General features: G+C 66.1%; 9 protein-coding genes. 3 read left to right on the top strand and 6 right to left on the bottom strand.

From position 1 onward, the window contains the following. Window positions 1-83: 83 nt before the first annotated feature. The 3 genes from K8I61_09615 to K8I61_09605 form a co-directional block, all read right to left on the bottom strand. Entirely contained in the window at window positions 84-1,562 is a 1,479-nt protein-coding gene (locus tag K8I61_09615; GenBank protein ID MBZ0272285.1) for a hypothetical protein, read from the bottom strand. A 314-nt stretch (window positions 1,563-1,876) separates the two neighbouring features. Next, window positions 1,877-3,526 (bottom strand): GMC family oxidoreductase, encoded by a 1,650-nt coding sequence (locus K8I61_09610; GenBank protein ID MBZ0272284.1) that lies wholly within the window; start codon window positions 3,524-3,526, stop codon window positions 1,877-1,879. Then, the gene (locus K8I61_09605; protein ID MBZ0272283.1) at window positions 3,523-4,398 is read right to left on the bottom strand and encodes a gluconate 2-dehydrogenase subunit 3 family protein; all 876 of its coding nucleotides are present in this window, start codon (window positions 4,396-4,398) and stop codon (window positions 3,523-3,525) included. Before K8I61_09605 ends, K8I61_09610 begins: the two co-directional genes overlap by 4 nt. A gap of 89 nt (window positions 4,399-4,487) precedes the next feature. Here K8I61_09605 and K8I61_09600 point away from each other — a divergent pair, with 89 nt between their 5' ends. Beyond that, window positions 4,488-7,010 (top strand): hypothetical protein, encoded by a 2,523-nt coding sequence (locus K8I61_09600; protein MBZ0272282.1) that lies wholly within the window; start codon window positions 4,488-4,490, stop codon window positions 7,008-7,010. Here the strand turns inward: K8I61_09600 and K8I61_09595 are convergent. Both K8I61_09595 and K8I61_09590 read right to left on the bottom strand, forming a co-directional pair. Next, window positions 6,908-8,512, bottom strand: a complete 1,605-nt coding sequence (locus K8I61_09595) for a glycosyltransferase family 39 protein (protein MBZ0272281.1) — start codon at window positions 8,510-8,512, stop codon at window positions 6,908-6,910. The genes K8I61_09600 and K8I61_09595 overlap by 103 nt on opposite strands. Window positions 8,513-8,514: 2 nt before the next feature. Next, window positions 8,515-9,423, bottom strand: coding sequence for a diguanylate cyclase (locus K8I61_09590; GenBank protein ID MBZ0272280.1), 909 nt, complete (start codon window positions 9,421-9,423; stop codon window positions 8,515-8,517). Between the two features lie 76 nt (window positions 9,424-9,499). Between K8I61_09590 and K8I61_09585 the strand changes: the two genes are divergently transcribed. Then, the gene (locus tag K8I61_09585) at window positions 9,500-10,333 is read left to right on the top strand and encodes a hypothetical protein (GenBank protein ID MBZ0272279.1); all 834 of its coding nucleotides are present in this window, start codon (window positions 9,500-9,502) and stop codon (window positions 10,331-10,333) included. A gap of 119 nt (window positions 10,334-10,452) precedes the next feature. After that, a complete protein-coding gene (locus tag K8I61_09580) occupies window positions 10,453-11,040 on the top strand; it encodes a hypothetical protein (protein ID MBZ0272278.1) in 588 nt (195 codons plus the stop codon). 84 nt (window positions 11,041-11,124) lie between these two features. Here K8I61_09580 and K8I61_09575 read toward each other — a convergent pair. Next, the coding region (locus K8I61_09575) for a DUF1566 domain-containing protein (GenBank protein MBZ0272277.1) at window positions 11,125-11,530 on the bottom strand (406 nt) is incomplete at its 5' end.

Raw genomic sequence — 11,530 nt, 5'->3', positions numbered from 1 at the left:
GGGGTTGATCCGTAACGTGATTGCGGGTCGTGGATAGGGCTCACCGGCCGCAGCGGCGATCAACGCCTCTCTGAAATAAAAAATCAGTCCTTCACTGGCACGCGCAACGCGACTCCAAGGTATTCATGGTTTTCCTGCCCGTCCCATTCTCTCCAGTTGTAGGGAACTCCCACAACGCCGCCGGGGCTGACGACCACGCCGTGGACAGGCGAGATACTTTGATAGACGTCGTCCTCCCGCGCCGCCATTTCCTTTCGCCACAGATCGCCTTCCCGCCGCGCCCAGCAAACGTACCGGGTATTATGGTTTGGCGATTCGCCGGATAGTCCGTACGCGGTGTGTAGGCGGGATTGTGTATCATAATCCAATGAGAAGCCATTGATTAGCCCCTCCGTGACCGGCGCCAACTCGATCAAATCCCAGCGATGCGGTCCCTGTCGGTGAAGCACTCCTGTTTCAAATTCCGAGAACGGCATGTAGAGATCGTTAGTGGGCGTGGCGACCAGGTTTCCCGGATATTCGCCGGTCGGTCGCACGAACTCCACTCCCCACGTCTGCCCGACCGTCCCGAAAAAGTGGAGTAACCATTCGTTGTCAAGGAATTGAACAAGCCAGGTGAAATGGGCCACGCCATCCGGGCCGATGGCCAGGTTTCCAGGCGGTGCGAAACTGTTGATGGGGATGGTCCCCAACTCCCAGACCCCCGGTGCGGTTTCTTCCGTGTACCAGGGATGGTAGATCGTATCCAAAAATAGTAATCCTGGTCGTCCATCGGGTGTATGGTCGAAAGAAACAATTGGGGGGCTGACACCGGTCCAAGGCGCGCCCCGACAATTCTGGATTTCGTCATCCTGAAACGAGCAGATGCAGAGCTGGGGTCCCGCCAACTCGCAAAAGTCGCTGCTGTTGAATGCAAATTCAATTTCCGCGTCCGGCGTTAGATCCACGTCGAACGCCCCTAACGTATGAGCCGGGTCATGTAAACGTTTCACGTCCCAAGCGCTACCGTAAATGTCGTCAAGGCGCGCGCGGTACAGTTCGCGATACGACGTTGTCACATATTCCAACCAGAATGCTACGGGGACTTCGCCATCGAAAACGAGTTCAACAGATCCGCCATTAATCAGTTCAGCGATCGTGCTTGTTCGCCATTCGTACCCGTCTTCCGGAGGGAGATCCGCTTGCCATAAACAGTCCACCACCTCCGTATCGTCATCCGCTCCCGTGTCGTCGTCCGCCGCATCGTCATCGGACATATCATCGTCCAAGGTGTCGTCGTCCGAGGCATCGTCGTCCGAGGCATCGTCGTCCGCACTATCGTCGTCGCCGGCATCGTCGTCCATCGTATCGTCATCGTCGTCCGGCGCGGTGTCATCGTCGTCGGCGTTATCGTCGTCGCTGTCGTCGTCCTGGAGTGAATCGTCGTCGCCGTACGTGTCGTCATCCGCCACCGAATCGTCGTCGCCGTCGAGCGCGCCGCCCGAGCCGTCGTCATCGTCGCCGCACTGGCACGATGCCAGCCCCAAGAGCGCGACGCACAACAACCAGAGCGGCGATTTCATCGACTGGCTCTCCTCACGCGCAACTGCTCGTCGGCTTGATCCGTATGACAAGCACGTTCTTCGCCGGGATCGACAGGTTCGTCAACGTTTGCGAGCCGTTCACGGTCCACGGCGCCGAGCCCGACCAGTTGGGGAAGTTCGCCGTATTCGGGCTGAACGTCGCGGAATTTTTTGGCGCGGCGGTGTTCGAAGCGGGCGGGACGCCTGCGCTCCCGGGGCGGGGCGAGGTTCTCGGCCGTGCTCAGGACCACGGGGGCGCAAGGTCGCGCGTCCAATGGATAATCCACGCGACGTGCCGACAGGTAGCGAGCGGATTAGCCCGCGATGCGTTCGGCCTGGCGCCACGCGAGGGCCTGGATGGTCAGCGTGGGGTTGTAACCGGTTGACGTCGTGAACACGCCGCCGTCCGCGCACCAGAGGTTGTCGATCTCGTGGAAGCGGCCGAAGCGGTCGGTAACCGACCGTGTGGAATCGTCGCCCATGCGCAGCGTCCCGAGGATATGCCGCGTGGAGGGCACGCCGCCGGATTCGAGCGTGAGCGACACCGACATCGTGAACACCGCGCCCGCCGTTCGAAGAATCTCCCGCAACCTCGGACGCACGCGCCGATTCACCGCGTGGTCGTTTTCGTGCGTCGTCCAGATGACGCGCGCGACGGGCCGTCCGTAAACGTCGCGAACCCGCGGATCGAGTTCGACGCGATTTTCCTCGTACGGAAGATCCTCGCCGATGAGCGTCAACACGCCCAGATGATCGCGCAAAAGGCTCCGGCGCATGTAGCGGCGGTGCGCCTTGCCGGCAAGCGCAAGCTGTTTGGCCTCGTCGATCGGATGAAGTTGCCCGCCGATCTCCACGATGCCGCCGCCGAGGATGGCGTGCGCGTCGCCGCGCACCGGATCGCCGTTAAACTCGTCGAGCGCGTAACCGCCCGAAAATCCGATATGCATGTGCGTGCGGCGGCGGAAGATGCCGAAGGTCGTATCGACGTTGTGAAACATCAGGCATCTACCGACAAGCCCGCTGCCGCCGCCGAGCGCGACCGGGTGATCCGGCGTGCGCGACAACAGGCAAAGCCGCGCGCTTTCGATCGCGTTTCCCGCCAGCACGAAGGCGCCCGCGCTCTGCCGGCGCAACGCGCCATCGCCGTCGATGTATTCGACCGATGTCACGCGCGCGCCCGATGCGTCGGTTATCAGACGCACGACGTTGCCGTTCGCGCGCAGTTCGCAGCGGCCGGACAACAGCGCTTCGCGGATGACCGTCACTGCCGTCGAACCCTTGGCGTGGATGGCGCAGCCGTGGCTTCCGCAGAAACCGCAATAAACGCACGCCCTTCGCCCGCCGCGCGCGGCGGAGTTGATGGCGGTGGGCATCGGGAACGGCGCATAGCCAAGCGAACGCGCCGCGCCGGCGAGCAGGGTCGCCACGTATTTCGGGTAGCCCGGCGGCATGGGATAAGGCCCGCGCGGCTCGGCGAACGGGTCGGCGCCGGCTTCGCCCTGCACGCCGATCGCGTCCTCGACCTTGTCGTAATACGGCGCGAGGTCGTCGTAGGAGATCGGCCAGTCGTCGACGAGCGCGCCGGGAACATCGCCGAAACGCGAACGGATGCGAAAATCCTTGGCCTGGCAGCGCGGCGAACTGCCGTCGTAAATCAGCGTGCCACCGCCGACCGCGACGCCGAGCGCGTTGACCTTGCCGACAAACGGCCGCGCCCCGTCGCCGGCGAGATACGTGCGCGGCTCGATGCGCGGGTCCTGCTCCACCAGGTCCCGGTGCTCGAGTTTCAGCTCGTCGTTCCCGAAACGGTTGTCACGGATGCCGGCGGGATCGTCGAGGCCGACAAAGAAGTTGTCGCCCTTTTCCAGCAACAAGACCTTGATCCCGCGCGAGGCGAGCACGTGCGCGGCGATGCCTCCGCCCGCCCCGGAACCGATGACGACGACATCCGGCGCGCCGGTCACGACTCCGCTCCAGGATACAGCGCGCGCAACAGGGCGATCGCCGCGTCGATCTCTTTGTCGGTCAGCAAATCCTCCTCGCCCGGGGCTTCGACTTCGGCGCGCGAATAGCCCCGGGGCAACACGTCGCCCTCGTATCCGATCGAGTCCCAGCCGGCGCGGTTCGCGTTGCCGCCGTATTCCGGCGCCGCGTACATGCCCTCGACGACGTGGCCGAACACCATGTCGCGAAACTCCGAAGGCGACGCCCGGAACGCGCGTTCGCGATCGTCCGGAGACAAATCGACGAACGGCGCGCCGTGTTCGGCCCGCGATCGCGCGTCAAGCTCGGCGAGGCCGTCGTGGTATTTTTCCTGAATGCCGGCGACCGGGCCGTTGAACTCGCGCTCCCTGATGCCTTGTGATCCTTCGATGTGGTTTCGCCAGGCGATTTCCTTGACGCGCGAAAGCGGGACATATTCGCCAAAACGCGGCGCACCGCCATGGCGGCCTGAAAACGGCCCCGCGGCGAAGATGCGCGGCGGATCGACCGTGAACGCACCGAGAAAAAAATCGATGTAGTCCGCGCACCCGGCCGCCGCGCCCCCGGGGTCTTCGTCCGGCGGGATAATGATGTCCGCGATCGCGCGCACGGCTTCGTGTTCCTGCACGCTCAGCCAGCGGCCGTCCGGCGCGTCGCCACCCGTATCGTCGTCGCCGCCGGAGCGTGGAACGTCGGACGGGCCGGCGCTCCGGTTTTCCTCGGCGAACGGATCGCATCCGGGCATGACGAGAATTGCCGCGCCGCACGCGCCCGCGCGCAACACGGCGCGCCGCGTCCATCCCTCGCGTTTTTCCATCGCGCGAATTTGCGTCGGATCGGGCCTGCCGCGCAAGCTGTTGCGGCTCTCCGATCTCTTTCCTCTTTTCTCTTTCCTAACTCCTATTTCCTATTTCCTCATCCGCCCGTAGCCTGTGCCGCCTCATGACGCGACGAGACGCCATTCTCCTTTATCCCGGCCTTGCCCTCGTGACCGCGGGGACGCTCGCGCTCGAGATCGTTCAGACGCGCATCCTCTCCGTCGCGTCGTGGTACCACCTCGCGTTTTTCGTCATCAGCGTCGCCATGTTCGGCATGACGCTCGGCGCGCTGTGGGTGTTCGCGCGGCCGGAGCGCTTCGTGCCCGAACGCGCGCGCGCCGAATGCGCGCGGCTATCCGTTCTCGCCGGCGCCGCGGCAATGATCGCCTACCTCGACCAGATCGTGCTTGCGCCCGAGATGGTGATGAGCGCATCGAGCGTCGTCGTGTTCGCGCGCCTGGCGCTGACCGTGTCGATCCCGTTCGTGATCTCCGGCGCGGCGGTGACCGCCCTTTTGACAAGGGCCGGCGCGCCGATCGGCCGCGCGTACGGCGCGGATCTCATCGGCGCCGCGGCGGGCAGCGCGCTTGTCATCCCCATGCTCTCGCGCATCGACGGGCCCGGAGCGGTGTTCGCCTGCGCGGCGGTGATCGCGGCCGGCGGCTTTCTTCTGGCGATCCTCGCGCGGCGCGGCCGGACCGCCTTCGCGGCGATGGCCGTCGTCGTGCTCGGCGCGGCCGGCGCGTACGGAAACGCGAAGACGGTCTATGGCCTTGATCCCATCATCGTGAAAGGCCAGGCCGAAAAAAGGCACCGCGTCGCCTACGAAAAGTGGAACACCTTCTCGCGCGTCATCGCGTACAACACGTGGAACGAGGCGCCGAAAAACACGATGTGGGCGGCCTCGGCGCGCACGCCCGCGGAGCCCGTCGATTTCGTCATGATGAACATCGACGGCCTCGCCGGCACGACCGTGTACAACATGGCCAATGATCCCGCGAACGTCGATTTCCTTCGCTACGACGCGACGGCGATCGCATACGCCGTGCGTCATGGCAAGGTCGCCGTACTCGGCGTCGGCGGCGGCAAGGACATCATGACCGCGCTCGTCTTCGGCAACAACGACGTTCTCGGCGTCGAGCTGAACCCCGCGCTTGTCGGCGCGTTGCGCGGTCCCTATCGCGCGTTCGCGGGACTCGCGGACGATCCCCGCGTGCGTCTCGTGGTCGGCGACGCGCGCGCGGACATGGCGCGACGCAGCGAGACATTCGACATCATCCAGGCGAGCCTCATCGACACCTGGGCCGCGACCGGCGCCGGAGCGTTCACGCTGTCGGAAAACGCGATCTACACGCGCCAGGCGTGGCGCGTCTTTCTGGACCGCCTCGCGCCGGGCGGCATCTTCACCGTCTCGCGCTGGTACGCGGCCGAGAGCGTGGACGAAACCGCGCGCCTCATATCGCTGGCCTCGGCCGCCCTGTTCGATCGCGGCGTCTCGCGTCCGGCGGAACACCTCATGCTCGCCGCGCACGGGCAGGTGGCGACCTTGCTCGCGTCCAACGAACCGTTTTCGGCGACCGACATCGCTTCATTTCGCGCGCACGTATCCGCGATGGAGTTCGAGACCGTCTTTGCGCCCGGAACGCCGCCGGAAAATCCCGTGCTGGCGGATATCCTCGCCGCGCCGGACGCGGACGCGCTGTGGGACTACGGCGCTGCCGCGCCGCTCGATCTGACGCCGCCGTCGGATGACAGGCCGTTTTTCTTCAATCTCCTCCGACTGACGCACCCGCGCCGGATCGTTTCGTACCTTGGCCGGCCGTCGGGCGTCGTCGCGGGCAATCTCATCGCGACTCTCGTGTTGTTGACGATCGTCGCGGTGACGCTGCTTCTGGCGCTCGCCACCGCGATCGCGCCGGAGTTCGTCCGGCCCCCGCGCGCCGGACGGCCGGGGTTCGCGTCGCTGGCGTATTTCGCGCTGGTCGGCCTGTCGTTCATGCTCGCGGAGATCGCGATGCTGCAACGGCTCTCCGTGTTCCTCGGCCATCCGGTGTACGCGCTCGCCGTCGTGCTGTTTTCGCTCATCCTGTTCACCGGCGCGGGATCGCTATTGAGCGAGCGGTTCGCGGTGGAGCGGCCCGGGCGGTTTGGCCGGTTCGCGCTTCTGATCGCGGCGGTGCTGGCCGCGACCGCCCTGCTGCTGCCGCCGCTGACGTATCTCGCCGAAGGCGCCCCGACGCCGTTGCGTATCCTTCTGTCGGTCTTGCTTCTGGCGCCGGCGGGATTGTTGATGGGGCAGGCGTTCCCCGCGGGGATGCGCGTTGCCGCGCGCATCGCCGCGCAAAAGGCGGCCGATGCCGGCGAAAGCGCGACGAGCGACGACGGCGCGACGAGGGCCGACGCGGACGCACTGCCGCGCGCGTTCGATCCGACGCCTTGGCTGTTCGGCATGAACGGCGCGGCGGGCGTTTTCGGATCGACGCTCGCCGTCGTCATCGGCATGACGTGGGGCATCCGCGTGACACTTCTGGCCGCCGCGGCAGGCTATCTCCTGCTAACCCCGCTGATGGCGCTCATGACGCGCGGCGTGCGCCCTGCTCGGAGCGGGGGCGCGGGTGCGTCGCCCTCCGCGCAGATCGGCTCGTAAAGCACCATTCGCGATTCGTTTCCGGGGCGCGCCGCAACGAACGCCGCCCGCCCGGGGTTCATTTCGGCGACGGGCGCAAGCGGAACGGCGGGCTGATTCACGATGATGAACACCTCGCGCCCCGCCAGATCGGCGGCGAGCCGCGAGCCGCAATACGGCGACGAAAGGACATCGCCCGATTCGACGACGGCGACGCGCCGGCCGCTGCGATAGCGCCACCCCAACGCATCGAGCGGCATGCCCGCAAGCGGCGGCGCGATGACGGCGACCGGCCTCGCGCCCGCGCGCCCATCCACGAACGAAAGAACCTCCGCGAGCCCGTAGCCCGAAGGCCAGCCGGTCACGAACGCCTCGCGATCCTCGGCGACAAGCGGCGCGCGCGACGGATCGGCCGCGTGCATCGCCGACGGCCCGAGCGCCGACGCGGCGAGCGCCGCGGCGATGACGCCACGCGGGATGCCGCGCGCGGCGAGCGTGTCGCGCATGAGCATCGCGCCGCGAGCCGCCGCCGGCAAAAGCAGCGGCGCGAAGGCCGCGAGGTGGCGCGGAAAGGACTTCGCACCGACGAGGACGAACACCGAAAGCGCGGCGGCGAACGCCGCAACACCCGCGCCGGCCATGAAAGCTTCGCCCGTCCGCGCGCGTCGGAGGGATCCCGCGAAAAACGCGAGCGGCACAAAGATGAGAGGGCCGAGATACAGGCCGACCGACGCCGCGTACATCCGCGCGTTCGACGCGATCACCGCCGCCCGCCCGCCCTGCACGTACTCGCCGTCGACGATGAGCCCGCGCCCTGTCGCAAGGTACGCGGGGACGATGACACCGGCAAAGGCGATGGCCGCCACGGCGAGCGCCGCCGCGAGACCCGCGCCGGGAAGTGCGTCGCCGCGCCGATGGCGATCGATCATGGCCGCGACCGGAAGAATCGCGAACGCGGCGGCCGTCTCCTTGGTCGCGAGCGCGAGTCCGAACACCGCACCGAGACCGGCGCCCGCGAACACCGCGCCGCGCCGCGTGGCTGAGTCGCCAAGGCGCACGGAAAGCCACAAAACGCCAAGCCCCGCCGCGCCGAGGATCGCCTCCTGCCCCACGCGCGCATCGAAGATGACGAGATACGGAACGCTCGCCGCCATCGCCGCCGCGACAACACCCGCGCGCTCGCCGAAAAGACGGCGCGTCACCGCGAACGCGAGCGCGATCGTCGCCGCGCCGAAGGCGATCGACACCGCCCGCGCGGCGAAAACGGCGTTTTCGAAAAGCGCGACGAACGGGGCGATCAAGAGGAAGTGCAACGGCTTTTTGCCGTGCTCGATGACCGACTGCCACGGCCGGCCGTGAAGCGCGTCAAATGCCCAGCGAACGTGGAAGGACTCGTCCGTGAATTCGGGATGGCGCGCGGCGAAAAGGCGCAACGCGACGCCGCCCAGCACGATGACGGCAAGAATCGCGCACGAACGCGTATCCCGTTCGTCCGGCGCGATCCCGGCGCGCGAGGCGGCCACCGTCAGCCGTTCATCTCACGGGCAAAAGGGCCGCGAACGACGTTCGATTCCTCTTCCAGCGGTGGATAGACTTCGTGATGGAACGTGTTTTTGCCCGACCGCTTGGCGCGATAAAGCAAATCGTCCGCCATTTTGATGACATCGTTCAGCGTTTCGGGCAGCTCGTTGAACGTCGCGACGCCCATGCTGAACGTGACGGGGAAGTCGTTGCGGATCATCGTCATGAGCAGTTGTTTCAGCAAATGACGCACGTACCCCGCCGCGTCCTCCGCGCCGGTCTGCGGCAAAAGGACGAAGAACTCGTCGCCGCCGATGCGCGCCGGCATGTCGGTGGCGCGGCTGTGCTGGGACAGGACGCTGCCGACCTCGCGGATCACGGCGTCGCCGACCTGGTGGCCAAGCTCGTCGTTGACCTCCTTGAAGTTGTCGACATCCATGGAGATCAGCGTCATCGGGCCGCCGTAGCGGCGCACGCGCTCGAACTCGCGTTCGATCGCTTCGAAAAACGCGCGCGTATTCGCGATGTTTGACAGGAAGTCGCGGCGCGAGGTTTCGCGCTCGCGCCGAAGGGCGACCACCAGCTCCGACTGGAAATACACGGCGATCAGATAAAACGAGATGCGCACGAGCGCGTTCCAAGACAGGACAAGCGAGGTGGCCGGTTCGGAATTCAGCCGAAAATCAAACAGATACCAGACAACCGTCGAGAGAAAGGCCAACGCGACGCCCGCCCGCTTTCCGACGAGCCAGTTTCCGTACAGGATGGGCGCGAGGTAGAAAAACGCGAAGCTGATGTCGCGGCCGGTCAGAAAATCGAGCGCCCCCAGCGCGAGGATCGAAAAGACGCAAAACGCCACAAGCAGCCACGTGGGCAGCCGGCGGTCGTCAATGGGGGCGCTGGCGTGCGGCAAACGAGCCCTCGATTTCGCGATCAATACCGGGAAGAAACATTCCGAGCCATCAAAAACCATTTTTAACCGAAACCCCATGACAAGGCACGCGAAAACCGGCGATTCGGGTCGGAAATTTGATCTTCTGGTTATCGGATGCGGATTTTTGGGCGCCCGCGTGGCCGGTCTGTGGCATTTGGCACATGCCGGCGCCGCCATCGTCGCGGAAACCGCCGGTGATTCGCGCCACGAGGCGCTCCGCGGCGATGGGTTTACGCCCCGCCGCCGCGCGGACGATCCGCCGCATCCCGCGCCGTTCGTCGTCTTTTCGGTTCCGCCGTCCGCGGCCGGCGATTATGCCGCCGAAGCCGCGCGCGCGGCGTCGCTGTTCGATGGAACCGGGCGGCTTGTCATGACCTCCAGCACGGCGGTGTACGCCGAAATGGACGGCGGGCCGATCACGGAAAACGCGCCGCTTTCCGATTCGCCGCGCGCGGCGGGGCTGCTCGCGGCGGAAGAGTTGATCCGCGGGGCCGGCGGCATCGTTGTGCGTCTTGCGGGTCTGTACGACGCGCGGCGTGGGCCGCATCGCGTCTATTTGCGCACGCCGAAATCGCCCCGTCGCCCGGACGGCATCGTCAACCTGATTCACGAGGCCGACGCGGCGCGGCTTATCGTCGCGGCGCTCCAACGCGGCGAGCCGGGCGCGATCTACCTTGGCGCGGACGGGCATCCGATCACGCGGCAGGCGATGGTCGACACGCTCGCCTCCGCCGGATTGTACGCCGACGCGCCACCGACGACGTTCACCGGCTCCGACGACCCCCTCGGCCGCCGCGTCGATCCGCGATGGACGTGGGCGGCGCTTTCCGAGAAGCCGCGCGTGCGCGATTTTGGGTCGTGGCTGTCGGCGGGGATGCCGGAAGCCTGAACGAATCACTCGCGGCGAACGTGTACCCGTTTCCGGTCGCCGGTCACAATTGACCCGCGTGCGATGCGTGTGTTAGCTGGCGGAATCGATTTCAACGGCGTTTTCGACGGAGGAGCACGATGGGCAAGATCGACTTCGCGCGCGCGTTCACGAGAGGCTGGGAGGCGTTTACAAAAAACATCCTCAACCTCGTCATCGGCTACCTCATCTTCCTCGTCCTGTGCATGACCGTCGTCCTCGCGCCGATCGCCTGGGCGGGCATGACGCGCATGGCGCTTCGCGCGGTGCGCGGCGAGCCGACGAGCGTCAACGACGTGTTCTCCGGCTTTTCCGATTTCGGGCGCTACTTCCTGGGCGGCATCATCGCCTTCGCCATGATCATCGTGGGCGTCCTGATGTGCGGCGTCGGCGTCATTCCCGTCGGCGGGCTGCTGCTTTTCTTCTTCCCGTACATGGTCGATCGCAACGCCGGCACGACGGACGCCTTCAGCGCGAACTGGGCCTACTTCCAGACCGACTGGCTGATGGCGATCGCGCTATCGTTTGTCACCGGACTCATGGTCTCGCTGTCCTCGTCCGTGCTGCTTGGCATCCTGATCGCCGGGCCGATCCAGATGACCGTCGTGCTCGCCGCGTACGAGGATGTCTTCGGAACGGCCGCCGCGCCGACGGCGATGGCGCCGCCGGCAGCCCAGCCGATCGCGTAGGGCAACAACGGATAGCGCCGCGCCGCCGCGGCCGCGCGACGTGTGGTGCGTTAACAAGTATCGCGCCGGATCGCCGCGCGGCGGCTAAAGGTTTCTGACCGCCATCGCAAAGATGCCCCAACCGGTCGATTGGGACTGCCAACTGACGCCGCCAGAGGTAAACTCGACGACGTAGGCATTGCCGGGGCTGTGGATCTCACTCGTCCAATAATAAAAGCACGTCAGCTCGAAAGGCGCCAGGATGTGCACATCCCCAAACGTGCACTCCATGGGCTCGTCACGGGTCGGGTCGTAGAGGGCCTGAAGTTCCGCACGGGTGGGCAACCGCCAGTCCGCGAACCCTCCCAGGGTCATGGAGCCGGCCCACCACTCGGCGTCAAACCAGGTGCCGCTGCTATTGGAATCCTCTGTCGTCCACATGAGGTTCATGGGGGCGCAGGTGGTGGTGCCGTTGCCGTTATCCACGCAAATCGGCTGCGTGGTCGTGGTC

Source organism: bacterium, assembly GCA_019912885.1.
Classification (GTDB): domain Bacteria; phylum Lernaellota; class Lernaellaia; order JACKCT01; family JACKCT01; genus JAIOHV01.
Note: the sequence above shows the minus strand (reverse complement) of the source record. Positions and strands in the feature narration are given on the sequence as shown.

Bases quoted from the DNA above. Each gene is read 5' to 3' on its own strand.
- K8I61_09615 (MBZ0272285.1), bottom strand. From the start codon at position 1,562: ATGAAATCGCCGCTCTGGTTGTTGTGCGTCGCGCTCTTGGGGCTGGCA.
- K8I61_09600 (MBZ0272282.1), top strand. From the start codon at position 4,488: ATGACGCGACGAGACGCCATTCTCCTTTATCCCGGCCTTGCCCTCGTG.
- K8I61_09585 (MBZ0272279.1), top strand. From the start codon at position 9,500: ATGACAAGGCACGCGAAAACCGGCGATTCGGGTCGGAAATTTGATCTT.
- K8I61_09580 (MBZ0272278.1), top strand. From the start codon at position 10,453: ATGGGCAAGATCGACTTCGCGCGCGCGTTCACGAGAGGCTGGGAGGCG.